The sequence below is a fragment of the Ralstonia sp. 25C genome (assembly GCF_051904805.1).
GTDB lineage: Bacteria > Pseudomonadota > Gammaproteobacteria > Burkholderiales > Burkholderiaceae > Ralstonia.
This window is the reverse complement of the sequence record NZ_CP196738.1, coordinates 345,478-366,662: the sequence shown is the minus strand read 5'-3', so window position 1 is coordinate 366,662 and position 21,185 is coordinate 345,478. Positions and strand designations below refer to the sequence as shown.

At 64.2% G+C, this 21,185-nt stretch carries 18 protein-coding genes; 13 read left to right on the top strand and 5 right to left on the bottom strand.

Going from position 1 to position 21,185, the window contains the following annotated elements; genetic code table 11:
• Nucleotides 1–17: 17 nt before the first annotated feature.
• Nucleotides 18–449 (bottom strand): hypothetical protein, encoded by a 432-nt coding sequence (locus tag ACS7SF_RS20115; RefSeq protein WP_439893905.1) that lies wholly within the window; start codon nucleotides 447–449, stop codon nucleotides 18–20.
• Nucleotides 450–785: 336 nt separating this feature from the next.
• Between ACS7SF_RS20115 and fae the strand changes: the two genes are divergently transcribed.
• The 4 genes from fae to ACS7SF_RS20095 all read left to right on the top strand — a co-directional run bounded on the left by fae (nucleotide 786) and on the right by ACS7SF_RS20095 (nucleotide 5,317).
• The gene (gene fae / locus ACS7SF_RS20110; RefSeq protein ID WP_439893904.1) at nucleotides 786–1,307 is read left to right on the top strand and encodes a formaldehyde-activating enzyme; all 522 of its coding nucleotides are present in this window, start codon (nucleotides 786–788) and stop codon (nucleotides 1,305–1,307) included.
• A gap of 10 nt (nucleotides 1,308–1,317) precedes the next feature.
• Nucleotides 1,318–2,340: an aldo/keto reductase gene (locus ACS7SF_RS20105; protein ID WP_439893903.1), complete on the top strand. Its 1,023-nt coding sequence runs from the start codon at nucleotides 1,318–1,320 to the stop codon at nucleotides 2,338–2,340.
• 10 nt (nucleotides 2,341–2,350) lie between these two features.
• Nucleotides 2,351–3,799 carry an NAD-dependent succinate-semialdehyde dehydrogenase gene (locus ACS7SF_RS20100; protein WP_439893902.1) on the top strand — a complete coding sequence of 483 codons (1,449 nt, stop codon included), beginning with the start codon at nucleotides 2,351–2,353 and terminating at the stop codon, nucleotides 3,797–3,799.
• A gap of 177 nt (nucleotides 3,800–3,976) precedes the next feature.
• On the top strand, nucleotides 3,977–5,317 hold the full coding sequence (locus ACS7SF_RS20095; RefSeq protein ID WP_439894434.1) for an MFS transporter: 1,341 nt from the start codon (nucleotides 3,977–3,979) through the stop codon (nucleotides 5,315–5,317).
• On the opposite strand, the gene ACS7SF_RS20090 is transcribed toward ACS7SF_RS20095, so the two are convergent.
• Entirely contained in the window at nucleotides 5,295–6,185 is an 891-nt protein-coding gene (locus tag ACS7SF_RS20090; RefSeq protein WP_439893901.1) for a LysR family transcriptional regulator, read from the bottom strand. The genes ACS7SF_RS20095 and ACS7SF_RS20090 overlap by 23 nt on opposite strands.
• 321 nt (nucleotides 6,186–6,506) lie before the next feature.
• Here ACS7SF_RS20090 and aldA point away from each other — a divergent pair, with 321 nt between their 5' ends.
• The 7 genes from aldA to ACS7SF_RS20055 all read left to right on the top strand — a co-directional run bounded on the left by aldA (nucleotide 6,507) and on the right by ACS7SF_RS20055 (nucleotide 15,642).
• The gene (gene aldA, locus ACS7SF_RS20085) at nucleotides 6,507–7,931 is read left to right on the top strand and encodes an aldehyde dehydrogenase (RefSeq protein ID WP_439893900.1); all 1,425 of its coding nucleotides are present in this window, start codon (nucleotides 6,507–6,509) and stop codon (nucleotides 7,929–7,931) included.
• Nucleotides 7,932–8,006: 75 nt separating this feature from the next.
• Nucleotides 8,007–9,341: an MFS transporter gene (locus ACS7SF_RS20080; RefSeq protein ID WP_439893899.1), complete on the top strand. Its 1,335-nt coding sequence runs from the start codon at nucleotides 8,007–8,009 to the stop codon at nucleotides 9,339–9,341.
• A gap of 27 nt (nucleotides 9,342–9,368) precedes the next feature.
• The gene (locus tag ACS7SF_RS20075; protein WP_439893898.1) at nucleotides 9,369–10,586 is read left to right on the top strand and encodes a mandelate racemase/muconate lactonizing enzyme family protein; all 1,218 of its coding nucleotides are present in this window, start codon (nucleotides 9,369–9,371) and stop codon (nucleotides 10,584–10,586) included.
• 16 nt (nucleotides 10,587–10,602) lie between these two features.
• Nucleotides 10,603–12,285, top strand: a complete 1,683-nt coding sequence (locus tag ACS7SF_RS20070) for a GMC family oxidoreductase (protein WP_439893897.1) — start codon at nucleotides 10,603–10,605, stop codon at nucleotides 12,283–12,285.
• A 95-nt stretch (nucleotides 12,286–12,380) separates the two neighbouring features.
• Nucleotides 12,381–13,526 (top strand): porin, encoded by a 1,146-nt coding sequence (locus ACS7SF_RS20065; protein WP_439893896.1) that lies wholly within the window; start codon nucleotides 12,381–12,383, stop codon nucleotides 13,524–13,526.
• A gap of 186 nt (nucleotides 13,527–13,712) precedes the next feature.
• Entirely contained in the window at nucleotides 13,713–14,822 is a 1,110-nt protein-coding gene (locus ACS7SF_RS20060; RefSeq protein WP_439893895.1) for a branched-chain amino acid aminotransferase, read from the top strand.
• A gap of 7 nt (nucleotides 14,823–14,829) precedes the next feature.
• A complete protein-coding gene (locus ACS7SF_RS20055; RefSeq protein WP_439893894.1) occupies nucleotides 14,830–15,642 on the top strand; it encodes an alpha/beta fold hydrolase in 813 nt (270 codons plus the stop codon).
• Between the two features lie 54 nt (nucleotides 15,643–15,696).
• On the opposite strand, the gene ACS7SF_RS20050 is transcribed toward ACS7SF_RS20055, so the two are convergent.
• From ACS7SF_RS20050 to ACS7SF_RS20040, 3 genes are all read right to left on the bottom strand, one after another.
• The gene (locus tag ACS7SF_RS20050; protein WP_439893893.1) at nucleotides 15,697–16,194 is read right to left on the bottom strand and encodes an SgcJ/EcaC family oxidoreductase; all 498 of its coding nucleotides are present in this window, start codon (nucleotides 16,192–16,194) and stop codon (nucleotides 15,697–15,699) included.
• 177 nt (nucleotides 16,195–16,371) lie between these two features.
• Complete coding sequence (locus ACS7SF_RS20045; protein WP_439893892.1) at nucleotides 16,372–17,055, bottom strand: response regulator transcription factor; 684 nt, start codon at nucleotides 17,053–17,055, stop codon at nucleotides 16,372–16,374.
• Entirely contained in the window at nucleotides 17,036–18,688 is a 1,653-nt protein-coding gene (locus ACS7SF_RS20040) for an ATP-binding protein (protein WP_439893891.1), read from the bottom strand. The genes ACS7SF_RS20045 and ACS7SF_RS20040 overlap by 20 nt, the downstream gene beginning before the upstream one ends.
• A gap of 330 nt (nucleotides 18,689–19,018) precedes the next feature.
• On the opposite strand from ACS7SF_RS20040, the gene ACS7SF_RS20035 reads away from it, so the two are divergent.
• The gene (locus ACS7SF_RS20035) at nucleotides 19,019–20,182 is read left to right on the top strand and encodes an alkane 1-monooxygenase (RefSeq protein ID WP_439893890.1); all 1,164 of its coding nucleotides are present in this window, start codon (nucleotides 19,019–19,021) and stop codon (nucleotides 20,180–20,182) included.
• A 72-nt stretch (nucleotides 20,183–20,254) separates the two neighbouring features.
• Entirely contained in the window at nucleotides 20,255–21,142 is an 888-nt protein-coding gene (locus tag ACS7SF_RS20030; protein WP_439893889.1) for a helix-turn-helix domain-containing protein, read from the top strand.
• Nucleotides 21,143–21,185: the final 43 nt, after the last annotated feature.

The window sequence follows — 21,185 nt, the reverse complement described above, 5'->3', positions numbered from 1 at the left end:
AGGCGACGACGCGAAGGTCAGCCGCGCATGCGTAGCAGATCTGCGTACGAGACGAGTTTGCGTTTGCCCTTCTGCAGCGTTTTTCGTTGGGAGGGGGGGCGGGCGGTTTTGCCGCGCTCGAATTTGGCAGCAGCGCGCGCATTTTCCTTGGCGTGGATATCCGCGGCCTTGGCTTCGGCCTTCTGGCGGTCGGCTTCCAGCTTGGCGGCCACGCGTTCCTCCCGGGCAACGTCCTGTGCGGCCGACAGGATTTCAGCTTTGAGGCGATCGCGCCGCTGTTTGGCGGCAGCGCGGGCGGCCTGCAATTGCTCTTTGCGCTGCCGCAGCCAGTCTTGCCGGCTCACCGGGGCAGGGCGCGCCTCCGGGGGCACGCTCAGGCGCAGTGCCCGGCTGGTGGCAACCTTGTCTGTCCGAAGCGTGCGTCGCGCGTTCTGTTTCGCATCACTCACGGGGCGTTGTTCTCCTCAAGCGCACATCAATGTGGTCCGCATGCCGAGCTTGGACTTGGCCGCGAGCCTGATGCTGTCAACCGTACCACAGGAGTTCCAAGTCGTGCCCGACGGACTGCCGTGTGCCTAGTCGTACCGATCCGGTTGGCTACGGAAGTGTCTTCCGAGCCCTCTACAGAGAGGGTGCCGTGTTGCGACGTAGGGCGGCTAGGGGCGCCATCGGGCTCATCCCGAATATGTGGCCCCCTCATACCCCCTCATCAAAATACGTCGCTTCCCCGCGCCAATTGGGCGCCGACACAATGCGCGAGTCCAACTCATCGACGAGACTCCGCAATGACCACCACCCAGAAGCAGCTCTATATCGGCGAAGGCTTTGAAGGCCCCGGCGTCAACCTCGCGCACATCAACGTGCTGATCGGCCCGCGCAACGGTCCGGCAGGCCAGGCGTTCTCGACCGCGTTGGCGACGCCGTCCGCTGGGCATGCCCCATTCGTGGTGATCGCGCAGCCGGGCGTGCCGACCAAGCCGCTCACGCTGTATGTGAACAAGGCGCAGATCGTGAACGATTTCCACGGCAACGCCACGTGGGGCGCTTCGCAAGCCGGTATCGCCAAGGCTGTGGCCGAAGCGCTGGAAAACGGCACGCTGCCGCCGGAAGCCGAAAACGACTGGGTGCTCGTGACGGCCAACTGGGTGAACCCGGGAACCGACAACCTCGACGCCGTGTTCGAGAACAACTACAACGCCTGCCGCAACGCCATCATCGCGGCCATGGAAGGCCTGCCGCGCAAGGAGGCCGTGTTTGCCGCCGCGCGGGCAGTGTCGAACCCGTTCTACACGCCCAAGCAAGCCTGAGGAGACCCAGATGGAATACGTTCGCCTGGGCCAATCCGGCCTGCGGGTCTCCCGCCTGTGCCTCGGCACCATGAACATGGGCACGCCGCAATGGAAGCCCTGGATTTTCGATGAGGCGCAAAGCGAGCCAATCGTGCGCCACGCGCTCGAAGCCGGTGTCAACTTCATCGACCTGGCCGACTTCTATTCGACCGGCGTGGGCGAAGAAGTGGTCGGCCGCATCCTGAAGCGGCTGGCCCGCCGCGAAGAGATTGTCGTCACCACCAAGGTCGGTTACGACATGGGCGATTACCCCAACGCGGGTGGCCATTCGCGCAAGCACATTCTCGATGGCATCGATGCGTCGCTCCGGCGTCTCGACATGGATTACGTCGACCTGTACATGCTGCATTTCTTTGACGTGCACACGCCCGTGGAAGAAACCATGAGCGCGATGAACGACATCGTGCGCGCGGGCAAGGCGCGTTACATCGGGGTGTCGACCATGTACACGTGGCAGTTCGCCAAGATCATGCAGGTGTGCGAGCGCAATGGTTGGCACAAGCCGATCAACATGCAGCTGCAGCTCAACCTGGCGTATCGCGAGGAAGAGCGCGAAATGATTCCGTACTGCATCGACCAGGGCGTCGGCGTGTCGGTGTTCAGCCCGCTCGCGCGCGGCCTGCTGAGCTGCGAAGCGCAATCGACGCGCAACCAGACCGACTTCTTCACTGCGCAGATGTATGGCGATGCCGCATCGCTGGCGATTGCCGAATCGCTGGCACGGGTGGCCAAGCGCCGCGGCGTGCCGCCGGCACAGATCGCGCAGGCTTGGGTGCTGAGCCGTCCGGGCATCGCCAGCATGCTGGTGGGGGCTGACTCAGTCGCGCAGTTCGACAGTGCACTCGGCGCGCTTGAAACCAAACTGACCCAAGACGAGTTCCACGAGCTGGAGCGCAATTACACGCCTTGCGACCTCATCAACGACTACACGGCCGGCCAGCGTATTGCGCGTGAGCCGCGTCCGGCGCAAAGCAGCTTCGCTGCACAGTAAGGAACTGACGATGAGCGAATTTCTCAAGACTGGCCATTACATCGGCGGCGAGTGGTATGCGCCGCAGACGGGTGCAGCCACCTACCCAGTGCTCAACCCGGCGACGGGCGAGACGATCGCGCAAGTTGCCAAGGGCGGCGCCGCCGAAACCCAACAGGCCATCGATGCCGCCGAGCGCGCCCTGCCGGCTTGGCGCTCACTCACCGCCAGGGAGCGCGGTGCACGCGTCAAGCGCTGGGGCGAGCTGATGCTGGAAAACCGTGACGCGCTGGCCGAGTTGCTGACGCGCGAGCAGGGCAAGCCGCTGGCCGAAGCCAAGGGCGAGGTCGCCTATGCGGCAAGCTTCCTGGAGTGGTTTGCCGAAGAAGCCAAGCGCATGTACGGCGACGTCATTCCCAGCCCGAAACCGAACGCGCAGATCGTGGTCACGCGCGAACCGATCGGCGTGGTGGCAGCCATCACGCCGTGGAATTTCCCGCTGGCGATGATCACGCGCAAGGCGGGCCCCGCCCTGGCGGCCGGCTGCACGATGGTGCTCAAGCCATCGGAAGAAACACCGCTGTCTGCGTTTGCGCTGGCCGTGCTGGCCGAACGCGCAGGCGTGCCGGCGGGGGTGTTCAACGTCGTCTCGGGCGACGCAGTGGCCATCGGCACGGTGATGACGGAATCGCCCGTGGTGCGCAAGCTGTCGTTTACGGGCTCGACGCGCGTGGGCAAGTTGCTGGCCAAGCAGTCGGCCGACACGCTGAAGAAGCTGTCGCTGGAGCTGGGTGGCAACGCGCCGTTCATCGTGTTTGACGATGCTGACCTCGATGCCGCGGTGGAAGGCGCCATGGCTTCGAAGTTCCGCAACACCGGGCAGACCTGCGTGTGTGTGAACCGCTTCCTGGTGCAGGACGGCGTGTACGACGCCTTCACGCACAAGCTGGCCGACGCCGTGCGCAAACTGCGGGTCGGCAATGCGCTGGCGGGGGAAGTCGATCAAGGTCCGCTCATCAACGCCGCCGCACTGGCCAAGGTGGAATCGCACGTGGCCGATGCCACCACCAAGGGCGCGACGATCGCGACGGGTGGCAGGCGCCATCCGCTGGGCGGCACGTTCTATGAGCCGACCGTGCTGACCGGAATGACACCCGAGATGCTGGTCGCTCAGGAAGAAACCTTCGGCCCGGTTGCCGGTTGCTTCCGCTTCCAGACCGAGGAAGAGGCGATCGCCGTTGCCAACGACACGCCGTTCGGTCTGTCCGCGTATTTCTACACGCGCGATCTGGGTCGCGCCTGGCGTGTGTCCGGGGCGCTGGAAAGCGGCATGGTCGGCGTCAACGACGGAATCATCTCAACCGAAGTCGCCCCGTTCGGCGGCGTGAAGCAATCGGGCCTCGGCCGCGAAGGCTCGAAGTACGGCATCGACGAATACGTCGAGCTGAAGTACACGCTGATGGCGGGGCTCGGCCGATAAGTCGGGCCGGCACACGCTGTACCGACGACCGCGCCGCACGCCCTCTGGGGGTTGCGCGGCGCCACCCCTCTCTCGCAGCGGCGCCTGTACCCGCATGTTTCCCGCACGTTTCCCATAACAACGAACAACACAGGAGGAGCCATGACCCAATCCCATGTCCACTATGCCGATGGCGCGATGCCGCCGTCGCGCGCTGCCGAACACGTGGAGCGACAGGGCCGCATCGGCCTGGACGATGTTCCGCTCAACCGTTTCCATATCAAGATGGCGGGCCTGACGTTCGGTGCGCATCTGACCGAGGGTTTTACGCTGGGCACCGTGGGCTATGCCCTGGCGGGGCTCAACAAACAGATGCCGCTCGATGCGTTCTGGATGGGCATGCTTGGCAGTTCGGCGCTGCTGGGCATCTTCTTTGGGAGTCTGGTGTTCGGTTGGCTGTCCGACCGAGTGGGCCAGCAGAAGATCTTCCTCACCAGCTTCGTCATCATCTCGGTGGCGGCGTTTGCGCAGTTCTTCGTCACGTCGCCGCTGGAACTGCTGATGCTGCGCCTGCTCATCGGCTTTGGTATGGGTGGTGATTTTGCCGTTGGTCACGCGATCCTGGCGGAGTTCTCGCCGCGCAAGCATCGCGGCACGCTGCTGGGCTCTTTCAGCGTGATCTGGACGATCGGTTACGTGGCGGCGAACGTGCTCGGCATGATGTATGCCGAATCGTCGCCCGATGCATGGCGCTGGCTGTTGGCCTCGGCTGCGGTGCCTGCAGTCATCGTGCTCATCCTGCGCATGGGCACGCCAGAATCGCCGCGCTGGCTGGTGGGGCAGGGGCGTGTGCAGGAGGCGCGCGCCATCATCACTAAGCACTTCGGTCCCAACGTCGTGCTGGATGGTTCCACCGATCGGCATGAGCACGCCAGCTTCTCGCGTCTGTTCCAGAAGGACTTGATCCGCCGCACGATTTTCAATTGCGCGTTCTTTGTTTGCTTGGTGATTCCGTATTTCGCCATCTACACGTTCCTGCCGACGATTCTGAATGTCATTGGCCTGTCGCAGGGTTTCGGCACGGATTTGCTGCTGAATGGTTTCCTCGTGCTGGGCGCGTTGATCGGTGTCTGGCTGACGATCAAGCTGTCACGCCGCGGGTTCCTGATCGGCTCATTTGCGGTGTGCTGCGCGGCGTTGGTGGCGCTGGCCATCCTGCCGGAGTCGGCGTCGCTGGCGATGATCGTGGCGTTTGGCGTGTTCACGCTCACGATGTCGGCATTCAGCAACCTGGTGGGGGTGTTTCCGCCGGAATGCTTCCCGACGGATGTGCGTGCCACCGGGGTGGGCCTTGCCGTGGCAGTCAGCCGGTTGGGCTCGGCGGTCGGTACATTCCTGCTGCCTGTGAGCATTGCCACGCTGGGCTTTCACGCGACGATGTTTGTGCTGGCCGGCGTTCTGCTGCTGGGCATGATTGTCTCGATTGCGTGGGCGCCCGAAACCAAGCACCTCACGCTCAACCAGGCTGCGGGGCACTGACCTCCGCGACCTGATCACGCAGCCACGTGCCGAACACACGTACATGTTCGGCCGTGGCGCTGGTCGGGGTAATGTCCAGCCAATAGCCGAACGGGCCGACCACGCGTACTGGCGATAACTGCACGAGGCTGCCAGCGGCTATCTCTTCTTCAATCATGTTGAGATCGACCACCGCCAGGCCCACCCCCTTGCGTGCCGCATGGATAGCCTGTTCCAGCGTGGAAAACTCAATGTCATCGTTTGCGTGCAGAACGGGCAAGCCAGCCTGGGCGCGCCAGTCGGCCCACAGCGTCAGCCGCTTGCCTTCGTGCAGCACGTGTAGCGGCGGCAGCTTGGCCAGCAATACGTCCAGCGGCTCGGTGGCAAACTGCTGCGCTCCCACCAGCGCATGCTGCTCCACCATCAGCCGTTCGGAATGCATGCCGGGCTGCGCGGCACGGCCAAAGCGGATGTGGCAATCGCAATCCTCATCGGCGCTGGTGCGGATCGACAGTTCGACTTCTGACTGCACCTCTGCCAGCGCCCGAAGCCGCGGCGAGAACCATTGCGTTGCCAATGTCGGCGGCATCGACACGGTGAGCCGACGCCGCGTGCCTGCCGGCGTGGAGGCGATTTCGCCAATGCCGCACTCGATGGCATTGAAGGCCTGTTCGACAAACGGCAGCAGCCGCTGTCCGGCATCGGTCAGGCAGATGCCTTTGTGATCGCGCTCGAAAAGCCGCACGTCCAGCGCATCTTCCAGCAGGCGGATCTGGCGGCTCACCGCGCCCTGTGTCACACACAGTGACGTGGCAGCACGGCTGAAACTCAGGTGGTGCGCGGTCTCTTCAAAAAATCGCAGGGCGATCAGCGAGGGCAGGCGTCGCATGGGGCATGTTCTCTCGTTGTGATGTGCGGGGCCTGACGCGGCCGGCGCGCGCCACCTTAGCTGCGTGCTCCGCGGAGGGCATTCGGAATCGTCGGAAAAGTGAGTGGGCGCCGTTGGCATCAGATTTTGCCGATGTTGCCGCATTCCCTTGCGTGGCAGCGCCTGGCGCGCGCGATGGCGGTATGGCATTAGTTTTCCGCATACCCGCTGTCACAATAAGTCGTTTGTCGCATGCGGAGCGCGTGAACAGAATGCCCTCCTGCTCTGTGGGTGGCGGTCCCCAATCGAAGGGACTCACCCACGTTTCTGGAGGAGCCCCGCATGCGTACCGAACGCAACTACGTGAACGGCCGTTTTGTCGATGCACAAGGCGACGCATTCATCGTTGTTTACAACCCCGCCACCGAGGCACCCATCGCTCGCGTACCGAGCGCCACGACGGCCGAAGCGATCGCCGCTGTGGATGCCGCTGCCGCCGCCCAGAAGGCGTGGCGCAAGCTGCCCGGCGCCGAGCGTGCCGGCTATCTGCACAAGCTTGCCGATGCGTTGACCACCCGGGCGCCGCTGATTGGCGCGGTACTTGCGCAGGAATCGGGCAAGAGCGTGGAGGACGCCACGAACGAGGCCATCTACGCTGGCCAGATCACCCGATACCACGCAGAGTGGGCACGTCGCATCGAAGGCGAGATCATCCCCAGCGACACGCCCGATGAAAACCTGCTGCTGCAACGCGAGCCGATTGGCGTTGTCGCTTGCCTGATTCCGTTCAACTTTCCCGTCTACACGCTGCTACGTAAGGTCGCGCCTGCGCTCATCACCGGCAACACGGTTGTCGTGCGGCCCAGCAACAACACGCCGGTCTCGGCATTCGAGATTGCCAAAGCAGTGGAAGACGCCGGTTTCCCGGCGGGCGTGGTCAACATCCTGGCGATGGACCACGCCACGGCTGAGGTGCTGTGCACGCAGCCGGCTGTCGGCATGATCACGCTCACGGGGAGCGTGAACGCGGGCCGCAAGGTGCTCGACTACTGCAAGGCGAACATCGCCAAGCCGTCACTCGAGCTCGGCGGAAAGACGCCCGCCATCATCGAGCCGGATACCGATCTCGAACGTGCCGCTGCCGCGTTGGTGGCGTCCAAGACCACACATTGCGGCCAGCTCTGCACCGCCATCGAGCGCGTGTACGTGCACGACAGCGTGCATGACCGCTTTGTCGCCTTACTGAAAGACAAGATGGCCGCTGTGCGCATCGGCGATCGTGCCGTGGACGCGTCGCGCATGGGGCCGCAGATCGGCGCATCGGCGCGGGCGAACATCCACGCCATGGTGCAGCGTGCCGTTGCTGACGGTGCGACGCTGGAGACAGGCGGCGTGATGCCCGAGGGCGCTGGCTTCTTCTATCCGGCCACGCTGCTCAGCAACTGCCGGCAAGACATGGAGATCGTGCAGGAGGAAACCTTCGGCCCGATCCTGCCCGTGCTGCGCTATTCGACCATCGCCGAGGCCATTGCCATGGCGAACGACCATCAGTTCGGCTTGTCGTCGGTGCTCTACACCGAGAACTACCGCACCGCGATGAAGGTGGCCAACACCATCGAAGCGGGCGAGCTGTATGTCAATCGCACGCCAGCTGACCCATACCAGGGCTATCACGCCGGTTGGAAACGTTCAGGCCTGGGCGGCGATGACGGTAAACACGGGATGCTGGAGTTCACGCAGACCCGTCTGGTCGTCATGAAGTACTGACGCGGTCATCGTTTCCGCACCTTCCCACACAAGAAAACCGGAACCGCGCAGCACGCGTTCCAAGGAGACACGTTCATGACGACATCCTCGTTGACGCCACAAGCCGCGCCGATTCCTGGCGCCAGCGCGCAGCAGTCCGCGCGCGCAAAACGCTATATCCAGTTGGCACTCGTGGTGCTTGCAGCCGGCACGATCTACCCGATGCTGTATCTGCGGCAGATCTACGGCCCGACCATGCAGGCGTTCTTCAGTATCAACGACGTGCAGCTTGGCATGCTGTACTCGACGCTCGGCACCGTCTTCGTGGCCTGCTACGTGCCGAGTGGCTGGCTGGCCGATCGCGTGGCGCCGCGCATTCTGATCAGCTTCTCGTTGCTCATGACGGGTGGACTGGGCTTTTTGTATTCGACTGCCCCCGCTTTCCCGGCGCTGCTGTTGATCTTTGGCTGCTGGGGCATGTCGACTGGCCTGACGTTCTGGTCGGCAGTCATCAAGCGCGTGAATTCCATTGCGGCCCCGGAAGAGCGGGGGCGCTTCTTTGGCATGCTCGACGGCGGCCGCGGTCTGATCGAGGCATCGCTCGCAACCATCGCTATCAGCTTCTTTGCCTACTTCACGCACACCCATTCGGATGCTGCGGGGTTCCGCGTCGTGCTGTTGATGTACTCCACGCTGTGCGTAACCCTTGGCGTGGTCCTCGCGCTGATTCGCGACAAGAAGACCGAAGCGGCGCCGCATGAAGCCAAACGCAGCAGCGTCATTGCCGATCTCAAAACGCTGGCCCGGTTGCCCGAACTGTGGATGCTCGCGGCCGTCGTCTTCTGCGGGTATCAGCTGTTCTGGTTGACCTACAACTTCGCGGCCTATCTGCGCGTGGAGGAGTTTGGCCTGGGTGCCACGGTGGCGGGTGTCATCACCACGGCCAAGATGTGGATGCGCCCAATTGGCGGGATCGGCAGTGGCTTCCTCGCCGACAAGCTCGGCCGGGAACGCGTGCTGGCGGGCGTGCTCATCTGTGGCGCGACGGCGGTATTCGGCTTGGTGATGGTGCCGGCAAGTGCGCCGCGCGTTGCGCTGATCGGCCTTGTGCTCTTCATCGGATTGATGGCCTATGCGGTGCGCGGCCTCTACTGGTCGCTGCTGGGCAAGTGCGGTGTGCCCGAGCACTGCATGGGGCTGGCCATCGGCGTGGTTTCGATGATCGGCTATTCGCCGGACATGGTGCTGCCGTTGTTCAGCGGCTATGTCACGCAGAACTATCCCGGCGCCACCGGCTATCGGATCTTCTACAGCTACATCGTCTTCATCGCACTGTGCGGCGCCTTCATGGCGCTCATGCTGAACCGCCGTCTGACCCGTAAGGATCGCCAGGCGAGTGGCCGGCAAGGTCTCGCATCTTCCCAATCGTAAGCAGCGTCCGACGCTTAAGGAACCGTCATGAAAATCGTCTCACTTGAAACGCACGTCGTCGCAGTTCCGCCGCCGCACGTGGGCGGCATGTACTGGCTGTTCGTCAAGCTCAAGACCGACGACGGCATTGAAGGCGTGGGCGAAATCTACGCGGCCACGTTCCACCCCAAGGCGATGGTGCCGATCATCGAAGACGTATTCGAGCGCTATCTGTTGAACCACGATCCGCATCACACCGAGCGCCTGTTCCGCCAGTGCTATTCGAGCGGCTTCACGCAGCGCCCGGACCTGACGATGATGGGCGTCGTCAGCGGTCTGGAAATGGCGTGCTGGGACATCATCGGCAAGGCTGCCAACAAGCCGGTGTATGAGCTGCTGGGCGGCAAGGTGCACGAACGCCTGCGCTCGTACACGTACCTGTACCCCAAGAATGCGCAGGGCGAATACGACTACGACGATCCGGACCTCGCGGCCGAATGCGCGCTGGAAAACGTCAAGCTGGGCTTCACTGCGGTGAAGTTCGACCCAGCGGGCCCGTACACGGCGTACTCGGGGCATCAGCTGTCTTTGGAAGTGCTCGACCGCTGCGAGCTGTTTTGCCGCCGCGTGCGCGAGGCCGTTGGCAGCAAGGCGGACCTGCTGTTCGGCACGCACGGGCAGATGGTGCCGTCCTCAGCCATTCGCTTGGCTAAGCGCCTGGAGAAGTACGACCCGCTGTGGTTTGAAGAGCCGGTGCCGCCGGGCCAGGAAGAGGCCATGGCCACCATTGCGCAGCACACCTCCATCCCTATCGCCACGGGGGAGCGTCTGACCACGAAGTACGAATTCCACAAGCTGCTGCAGGCGGCCGGCGCATCGATCCTGCAATTGAACGTCGCGCGTGTGGGTGGTCTGCTGGAAGCCAAGAAGATCGCCACGCTGGCCGAGGTGCATTACGCGCAGATCGCGCCGCATCTCTACAACGGCCCGGTGGGCGCGGCCGCCAGCATTCAGTTAGCAGCCTGCACGCCCAACTTCCTGATCCAGGAAAGCATCATGACGTGGGGCGGTTTTCATGCGGAAGTGATGAAGACGCCGATCCGTTGGGAAGACGGCTACATCATCCCGTCCAACGAGCCGGGCTTGGGCATCGAGTTGAACATGGACGTGGTGCGCAAGCACTCGCCGTACACCGGCCAGCGCCTGCACCTGCAGATGGGCGAGAAGCCCGTTGACGTGAAGGACCTCGCGCCCGCCAAGGGCTGAGGTGCAGGGGGCAGATGTGAGTTACGACTACATCATCGTCGGCGCCGGGTCGGCCGGTTGCATTCTGGCCAATCGGCTGAGCGAATCGGGCAAGTACACCGTCCTGCTGCTGGAAGCAGGCGAGCGCGATGACTCATTCTGGTTCAAGGTGCCGGTCGGCTTTACCAAGACGTACTACAACCGACGCTACAACTGGATGTACTACAGCGAGCCCGAGGCGCAGCTCGCCGACCGCAAGCTGTACTGCCCGCGCGGCAAGGTGGTGGGCGGTTCTGGCTCGATCAACGCCATGGTGTACGTGCGCGGCCAGCGCAGCGACTTTGACGATTGGGCGAAGGGCGGCAACCCGGGCTGGGGCTACGACGACGTGCTGCCGTATTTTCGCAAGCTGGAAACGCATGCGGCGGCCGCGACCGACCCGCAACATCATGGTGCCGCCGGACCGATCCACATCACGTCGATGAAGGATGACGTGCACCCGATCGTGCACGAGTTCCTCAAGGGCTGCGAGCAGCTCGGGCTGCCGCGCACCGACGATTTCAACGGTGCGCAGTTTGAAGGCGCCGGCATCTATGACCTGAACACCAAGCGCGGCGAGCGCAGCTCGAGCAGCGTCGCCTATCTGCGCCCCGCGCAATCGCGCCCGAACCTCACGGTTCGCTCCAGTACGCTGGTGCGGCGCGTGAAGTTTGATGGTAAGCGCGCAGTGGGGGTCGTTGTGGTGGGCGAGGGCGGAGACGAAACGATCGATGCCAAGCGCGACGTGATTCTTGCAGCTGGCGCGGTGGATACGCCCAAGCTGCTCCAGCTCTCGGGCGTAGGCGACCCAACGCTGCTGGCGCGCCACCAGGTGCCGCTCGTACACGCGTTGCCGGCAGTTGGCCGCAACCTGCAAGACCACCTGTGCGTGAGTTTCTACTTCAAGGCCAACCGTCCGACGCTGAACGACGAGATGGGCAAGCTGGTTGGCAAGATGAAGATTGGCCTGCGGTATCTGCTGACCAAACGCGGCCCGCTGGGCATGAGCGTGAACCAGGCCGGCGGCTTCTTCAAAGGTGCTCCGGGCGAGGATGCGCCGAACATCCAGATCTATTTCAACCCACTGTCGTACCGGATTCCAAAGAGCGAGCACGCGAACATCGAGCCCGAGCCGTATTCGGGTTTCCTGATTGCATTTAATCCGTGCCGGCCCAGCAGCCGTGGGTCGATCGAGATCGCGTCGAGCCGCGTGGAAGACGCCGCCAAGATCCACATCAACGCGCTGACCACCCAGAAGGATCTCGACGAGGCGGTGCAAGGCAGCAAGGTGATTCGCTCGCTGATGTGCTCGCCTGCGCTGAAGGCCATGACGGTGGAAGAGGTTTCACCCGGGCCGCAGGTGGCATCGGACGAGGCACTGCTGGCGTACTTCCGCGAGCAATCCGGCTCGATCTACCACCTGTGTGGCTCGTGCGCGATGGGCCCAGACGCTGCCAACTCGGTCGTCGATGCCTCACTGCGTGTGCACGGGCTGCAGGGCTTGCGCGTGGTGGATGCGTCGGTGTTCCCGAACATCACGTCCGGCAACATCAATGCGCCGACGATGATGGTGGCTGAAAAAGGCGCAGACCTGATCCTCGCCGCTGCAGCCGACGCCGGCACCGCCGTGCGCGCAGGGCAATCCCACGGCGCCACTGAGGCAGTCGCGGCCGTCAGCTAATCCATCCATGGGGGACGTTGCGGCGGGATGCGTCGCACGTTGCTGCGCCCCCGGATTCAACCAAGAAAAAACCACTTGAACAGGGAGCGAGAGTGATGAAACGGTATGTTGCGGCGTTGGCCGCATCCACGGCCTGGGCCGGTGCCGCCGCTGCACAGAGCAGCGTCACGCTGTACGGCGTCATTGACACAGGCCTGAACTACACCAACAACGTAGGCGGCCATTCGCTGACGGAACTCGCCAGCGGCCACGTGAACGGCAGCCGCTGGGGCATGCGCGGCGCGGAAGATCTGGGTGGTGGCAACAAGGCCATCTTCCAGTTGGAAAACGGCTTTGCCGGCGATACGGGCCGTTTTGGCCAGGGTGGCCGCATGTTTGGTCGGCAAGCGTATGTTGGCCTGGAGAGCCGCCAGTACGGCCGCCTCACGCTGGGCCGCCAGTATGACTCGGTGGTCGATTACTTTGCCCCGACCACGGCCAACGGCAACTGGGCAGGCTGGCAGTTTGCCCACCCGCTGGACAACGACAACAGCGACAACTCGTTCCGACTGGACAACACCATCAAGTACGCCAGCCCGAGCCTGGGTGGATTCCGCTTTGGCGGTGCGTATGCGTTCAGTGAAGACGCGTCGTTCTCCAACAACCGTACGTTCAGCCTCGGTGCGAGCTACGCCGTGGGCGGCTTGAACTTTGGGGTGGGCTATCTGCAGGCCGACCACGCCGGCAACACGCAAAAGGGCGCGCTCGCAAGGGATGATGCCAATTTCACGGCGGACCTCACGCGTATCGTGGGCGCAGGTGTCAACTACACGGCTGGCCCAGCCATTGTCGGCTTCGCCTATTCGACTTCGTACTTCAGCAAGCCGACGAACAGTACCTATCTGGGCGCGCTGACGAATTCGGCAGGCGGCCCGATCGACTCGTTGCGCTATCACAACTTTGAAATCAACGGCAAATACCAGATCACGCCGGCCGTCTTCGTGGGCGGGCAATACGTGCTGTCGCTCGTGAAGTACGACGCCGCCACGGGCAATGCCAAACCGTTGGTGCATACCGTTGGGCTGATGGCGAATTACGCGTTCTCCAAGCGCACCGATGTCTATGTCCAAACCTCGTATCAGACGGTGAAGGGCGGTAAGACCGGTACCGCGTTGGACGATGGTTATATCCCCAGCGCACAGGGTGCCTCGTCGACCAACAGTCAAATGACGGCCCGCGTGGCGCTGCGCCACCGGTTCTGACCGGAAACCGCCGCTGGCTCTTTGAAAGCGCGATGCCCTGCCCCCGGTGCTACTCGGCCCCGGGGGCGTTTTCTATACCGCCACCGAAACCGGGTCTTCGTGAATACGCAACCCAATTGCGCGCCCGTTGGCGCAAAATAGCGGTTTGGGCATTTTTTGTGCCCCTCGAAACACCTTGGAGACGGTATGAACAACGTTGCCGAATCGGCCCCCCTCGCCCTGTCGATCGAAAAGAACCCCAATGCTGTTGCGGCGGATGAGCGCGCGCGCCTGCTGGAAAGCCCGGCTTTCGGCCGTGTCTTCACCGACCACATGGCCACCATCCGCTACACCGAGGGCAAGGGTTGGCACGACGCCAAGATCAGTGCGCGCGGCGTCGTCCCGATGGATCCGGCCACCCAGGTGCTGCACTACGCGCAAGAGATCTTTGAAGGGATGAAGGCCTACCGCCTGCCGGACGGCGGCGGTGCACTGTTCCGCCCCGATGCCAATGCACGCCGCTTCCAGAACTCGGCCAAGCGCTTGGCAATGCCTGCACTGCCCGAAGACCTGTTCTTGCAGTCCGTGCGCGAACTGGTGAAGCTGGACCGCGAATGGATTCCGTCGGGCGAAGGCTCGGCGCTGTATTTGCGCCCGTTCATGATTGCCACCGAGGTTGCACTGGGCGTCAAGCCGGCGGCGGAATACCTCTACTGCGTGATCGCTTGCCCGGTGGGCGCGTACTTCAAGGGTGGCGCTTCGGCGGCCGTCACGATCTGGGTGTCCGATACGTACACGCGCGCCGCACCCGGCGGTACGGGCGACGCCAAGTGCGGCGGCAACTATGCCGCCAGCCTGCTCGCCCAGGCCGAGGCTACGCGCGAGGGTTGCGACCAGGTGGTCTTCCTCGACGCCGTGGAGCGCAAGTGGATTGAAGAACTCGGCGGCATGAACGTGTTCTTCGTCTTCGACGACGGCTCGCTGCAGACCCCCCCGCTCACCGGCACGATCCTGCCGGGCATCACGCGCGATTCGCTGATCACCCTGGCGCGCGGCACGGGCCTGACCGTGCGCGAAGAACCGTACTCCATCGACCAATGGCAGGCCGACGCCCAAAGCGGCCGCCTGCGTGAAGCGTTCGCCTGCGGCACCGCCGCCGTTGTCACGCCCATTGGCAAGGTCAAGGGCCACAAGCACAACTTCACCATCGGCGACGGTGGTGCGGGCGAACTGACGACCAAGCTGAAGACCGCGCTGGTCGACCTGCAGAACGGCCGCGCCCCGGACCCGCACGGCTGGATGGACCGCGTGTTCTGAGCCCAGGATGGCCGCGTCGCTTTCCCCACTTTCCGTTGATGGCACCGAGGCGTGGATCACCACACCGGACGGCTGTCTTTGCGCCAAGCAATGGGGCGGCCCGGTGGACGATGCGGCCAAGCCGCCCATCGTGCTGCTGCACGATTCGCTCGGCTGCGTGGAACTGTGGCGCGACTTTCCGCAGCGCCTGGCGCAGTCGACCGGCCATGCGGTGGTCGCCTATGACCGGCTCGGTTTCGGCAAGTCCGATGCTTTCCCGGGGCAGCTCGATCCCGAGTTCATACAGCAGGAAGCGTACGGCGGCTTTGCAGCGCTGACCGAGCAGCTTGGCGTGGATCGCTTCATCGTGTTCGGTCACAGCGTGGGCGGCGGGATGGCCGTGTCGATTGCGGCCGCCTACCCTGACCGTTGTGCGGGCTTGATCACCGAGTCTGCGCAAGCGTTTGTGGAAGAGCAGACGCGTGAAGGCATTCGCATTGCCCAGGCGCAGTTTGCCGAGTCGGGTCAGATGGGCCGGCTTGAGCGGTATCACGGCGACAAGGCGCAATGGGTGCTGGATGCGTGGGTCAACACGTGGTTGTCGCCCGCCTTTGCGCAGTGGTGCTTAGACGATGCATTGCTGGCCGCGCGCAGCCCCGTGCTGGCGCTGCACGGCACCGAAGACGAATACGGCTCCACCGCGCAGCCCGAGCGTATCGTCACGCTGGCTGGTGCGCCCGCCACGCTCAAGCTCGTGCAGCGTTGCGGGCATGTGCCGCACCGGGAGCAGGAATCGGCCGTGCTCGACGCGGTCAACGCGTTCCTGCCGACATTGGCCTGATCGCTGTTGGGCGTACGCCCGGCCAGGAGACTGGCGGCCGGGCACGCAGGCGCATCAGCCGTGCGTCTTCTCTTTTTCTGTCTCCCGCTCGGGCATCGCCGACGAGTGGTGGTGCGCAATCAGCCACTGGCCGTTCTGCCACTCATACACGTACGTGTAGCGCGCATGCACCGTCTTGCCGTCGGCAAACTTGAACGTGTACGTGCCGACATCCTGCGCCACATTGCAGCCGATCTTGATGATGCGGTTGTCGATCGTGCCCTGCGGGCCGCTCTTGAGGAACTTCACGAAGTAGGCGCGAATCTCGCCAGGGTTCGTGCGCGGCTGGTTCGACACGGTCGGTAGCAGCACGCCGTCGGCGGCATAGTTGGCGACAACATGGTCCGGATCACCCGTGCGCAGCGAGGCGTTCCAGCGGTCGAACAGGCCAGCGATCTGTTGCGGGGTCGCGGCGGCACAGGTGGGCGCCGCAGTCTGCGCGCTGGCCGGCATCGACGCGACAAAGGTGACGGCGACAGCGGCGATCAGGGGCACGACGCGAAGGTGTTTCATCGAAGTTTCCTCTCAGGGTCTGGTTCAAGCGTCGTTGTCCGACGCTGCACCGCTCAAGCGGCACAGATCCATTCTTTGGCGGCGAGATGAACGCCAGCCGGAGGGTTCGATGAAGTGTTTCTGAGTCGAAGATGAACGCAGGATGAATACGGACGCGGGCGGGCGCATCCGCCAAAGTCACTGAGGTTCGCTATCGAGCCGATACCCGAGCCCGCGCACGGTCTTGAGCAGCGGCAGCGCGTGGCCCTCGTCGATCTTGCTGCGCAGGCGGCGGATGTAGACGTCGACGATGTTGGTCAACGGATCTTCGTTGGCACCCCAGACGTTGGCAAGGATGCGCTCGCGGCTATAGAGGCGGCCTGGCGCGCTCATCAGCAGTTCGAGAAAGGCCAATTCCTTCGCTGTCAGAGCGATGGGCTTGCCGGCACGCGTGACCTGCATGCGCTCGCGGTCAAGCACCAGATCGGCAGCCTGGAGGACGGTCGCTTTGGGGCGTTGTTCGCGGCCCCGGCGCAGCAGGGCTTCAATGCGCGCGAGCAGTTCTTCAAAGGCGAACGGCTTGGTGAGGTAGTCGTCGGCACCCAGACGCAGGCCGGCGACCCGGTCTTCGACCTCGCTCAGCGAGGTGAGCATCAGGATGGGCACGTGGTTGCACTCGGCGCGCAGCGTCTGGCACAGCTCCAACCCGTTCATGCCGGGCAGCATCACGTCGAGCAGCAGCAGCGCGGGTTCGCCATCGCGCGCCAGTTGCAGGCCTTCCGGACCGGTGCGGGCGAGTTGCACCCGATACCCTTCGGCGCGCAGCCCGCGCGAGAGGAAATCCGCCACACGGGCATCGTCTTCAATGACCAGGATGTTCATGGTGAGGCTCGGCGTTTGCGACGGCCGCGTGCGTTGCGTGGCGCGGAAGTTCGATGCACACGCGGGTACCTTGTTCGGGCGCGCTCTCCAGCGTGATATCGCCATGGTGCGCCTGGATGATGGCCCGCGCGATCGACAGTCCGATGCCGGTGCCATCCGCCCGATGCGCCCGCGCGCGCCGGCCACGCACGAAGCGCTCGAACACCTGCGGTAGTTCATCGGCGTCGATGCCGATGCCTTCGTCTTGGATGTCGATGTGCACGGTATCCGCTTGCACGTTGCACTGCATGCGTACGGTGCTGCCGCGCGGCGAATAGCGGATGGCGTTGTCCAGCACGATCACGATCGCCTGGCGCAGGCGGTCGGCATCGGCCTGCAGCGTGAGCGCATCGGCCTGTTCCGGCAGGGCTAGTTGCACGGTCACGTCGTGCTCGGCGCCCAGGGCTTCGGCAAAGTCGGCGGCATCGTGCAAGAGCGCAGGCAGGTTCACAGGGTGCGACTGCATGACGAGCTGGTCGGCTTCGGCCTTGGCAATCAGCAGCAGATCGTTGATGCGACCGGTGAGGTGCTTGGTGTCGTCGACGATGCGCTGCAGTGCCAGACGGTATTCGTGCGCGGGCTTGTCGGCGCCGCGCAATGCGATCTCTGCTTCGCCGCGGATGGCGGTGGTGGGCGTGCGCAGTTCGTGGCCAAGATCGGCGAAGAGCTGCCGGCGCCGCTGGTCGATGCGCTGCAAGGTGTCGTGGGCGGAGCGCAGCTCGCTGGTGCGTGCCTGCACGGCGTCTTCAAGGCGGCGGCGTGCGGCATCTGCATCGGCGCGGTGTTGTTGCAGTTCTGCCGCCATGGCGTTGAAGCCCTCCGCCACGCGGTCAAACTCATCCCCGGAGCCGAGCGGCACACGGTGGTCCAGCGCGCCGGCCCGCAGCGCCCGCACGCCGTCGAGCAGGCGATCGAGCGGGCGTTGCAGTCGGCGGCCCAGGTGCAGCGCCAGCACGATGGCCGCCAGCAACGTCAGGCCCGCCATGGTGATGGCCTGCGTGCGTACGCGGTCCAGGCCGCGCTCGGTGGCGGCGCGGGCAATCGGCACGGCCCTGCGCTGGCGTTCGATGGCGCCGTTGATGAGTTCACGCAAATCCCGCCCGCGTGCCATGTCGAACACTTGGTTCAGCTCACGCCACACGCCGGCGAAATCCGCATCGCGCTGCAGCGGTACCAAACCGAGGAGGCGCGTCTGCACGGCGGCGATGTTGTCACCCAACAGTTCCGCCATGGAGGCAAGCTGCTCGACTTCTGGCGGGATCGGCACGCCGTCGCGCGCGGAGATTTCGTTCCACAACGTGATGTCGCGTGCGGCAAGCTGCTTGAGCGTGGCAGCACTGATCTGCATGCGCGTCAGCAGCCGGTCACGCACCTCAGGCGACGCATCGGCGTTCATCAGGCGCTGCGACGCCCAGACGCGCAGCCGCTGCTTGTTGGCCGACAACTCCAGCAGTTCGGACTGGATGTCGCTGGCGAGCCGGCTGTGCTGCGCGTAGTCGTTGACGCGATTGGCGCCCCAGTAGACGAAGCCCGCCTGCACGCAGACGAGCGCCACCAGCAAACCGAATGCAAGGGAGAGCCTGAGACGGAACATGGGCAAAGGCGGTGGAGGGGTGGGCGCCAATACTAGCGTATTGACCGGTGTGGCCGAACTGCGGCGGTTGCGGCACTTGTCGCACGCTGTTCGCGTGTGCATCGCGCCAAAATCGAACGGCCGTTTTTAAATCAGCCGTTTCAAGCGGCATCGTCTTTCCCGCGCCCAGAGGGCTGGTCCGCAGCCCCTTTGTTTGGAAGATCTCGCCTACTTTCTCGCGTTGGCCTCTGCGTTTGCGGCGCCTATAAAACAGGCGTCGGGCAAGACCCCGGCGGCGCACGCATGCGCACAAAGCCAAGCCACCCAGCGGGGCAAAACAGGAGGAAGACAATGGCAACACCCGGCATGGTCGCGTCCGTGGAGTGGACCGACGGAAAGCGCTATCTCTGGATGCTCGGCGCGTTGACCATCACGCTGCCCATCATTGCGGCCGTTTCAGCGCTCGCCACGGGCTGGCATCCGCTGTGGTGGGCGGGGCCGTTCATCGTGTTTACGATCATCCCACTGCTCGATTTCCTGATTGGCGACGACCGCGACAACCCGCCTGAAGACGCCGTCCCCGTGCTGGAAAAGCAGCGCTATTACCGCCGCATCGTCTATCTGGCGACCACGGTGCTCTACGTGAGCTTTGCTGTGGCGATGTGGGTGCTGCGTACGCATGACCTCGCCTGGTACGACTACATCGCATTCGCCTTCTCAGTGGGCGTGGTGACGGGCATCTCGATCAATACCGCGCACGAGCTGGGACACAAGACCGACGGTTTCGAGCGCTGGTTGGCCAAGATCACGCTCGCGCCGGTCGCTTACGGCCATTTCTTTGTGGAGCACAACCGTGGCCACCACGTGCGCGTGGCTACGCCGGCCGACCCGGCAAGCGCGCGCTATGGCGAGTCGTTCTGGGCGTTCCTGCCGCGTACGGTGGTGGGCAGCGTGAAATCGGCGTGGGCATTGGAGAAGCGTCGTCTAGAACAGCAAGGCCGCTCGGTCTGGTCCTGGCGCAACGATGTGCTTAACGCCTGGGCGATGACGGTGGTGTTGTGGGGCGTGTGCATCGCGTTCATCGGCCTCAAGGCGGTGCCGTTCCTGATCATCCAGGCCATTTACGGCGCTTCGCTGCTGGAGGTGGTGAACTACCTAGAGCACTACGGCCTGTGCCGCCAGCAATTGCCCAGCGGCCGCTACGAGCGCTGCACGCCGCAGCATTCGTGGAACAGCAACCACGTCGTGACGAACCTGTTCCTGTATCAACTGCAGCGGCATGCCGACCACCACGCCAACCCGACGCGCTCATTCCAGGCGCTGCGACATTTCGAGCACTCGCCGCAATTGCCTGCGGGTTATGCCGCGATGATCCTGATCGCCTATGTGCCGCCGTTGTGGTTCCGCGTGATGAACCCGCGCGTGGTGGCGCATTACAACGGCGACATGTCGCTGGCGAACATCAAGCCCTCGATTCGCGACAAGGTGCTGGCGCAGTATCCGGCGCGGGCTTGATCTTCTCCATGGCAATGCCGGGGCGCAGCGTTGGTAGCAGAATATCGGCGCGATCACTGTCCACGCACCGCCATGAACGCCGCCACGCCCGCCGCCTTGCTTGAACCCGCTCCCGTCAGCCTGCGCTCCAGCGAGGGCCTTGGCTGGGACGGCTTTGCCGCCACGCTGCTCGGCATCCGCCCGGGCACATACCGGGTGCCGGCGACGGAGTGCCACCGCATTAACGTGCATGTGGGTGCGCCGGTGCGCGCGAACTGTGTGTGCGATGGCCGCCGCTATTCGCGCATCCAGGCACACGGCGATGCGGACGTGATTCCCGCCGGCTTGCCCGGCATGTGGACGGACGATGCGGATTGCCGGATTCTCCGCATCGCCATCAGCGATGGCGTTGTGCGGAGCATCGGCGAGCAGATTGGCTTGCGCCACGCTCAGATCACGCCTCGTCTGCAATGGCGCGACACGCGCGTGCAGCACCTGGCCGCCGCGCTTGGCGCCGAACTGGAAGCGGAAGACAGGTCTGACGCGCTCTACGCGGAAAGCCTGCGCGCCGCGCTCGTGGTCCGCCTGCTGAGCAGTAGTCGGGATGTCGCCGCTGGCGGAGTGAACAGCGCACGGACGCTGGCACCCCGCGTGGCTGCACGCGTGATCGACTACATCGAGGCGCATCTGCACCGGCGGCTGACGTTGGCCGAGTTGGCTGCACAAGCCGGCCTGAGCGTGCCGCACTTCAACGTGCTGTTTCGCGCCACGCTGGGCGTGCCTGTCCATCGCTACGTCGTGCAGCGTCGCGTGGAACGCGCAAAGGCGCTGTTGCTGGAGGGCCGGCGCAGCGCCTCGCAGATCGCACTGGACGTCGGCTTTGCGCACCAGAGCCATATGACGCAGTGGATGCAGCGGCTGCTTGGCGTGACGCCGCGCGATATCACCCAGGCAGCCAGGGCAGGGGCGGTGTCCGCATAGTCGATCCTCTGAATCTGCCAGATTCCTCCGTTCCTGCAAGTTC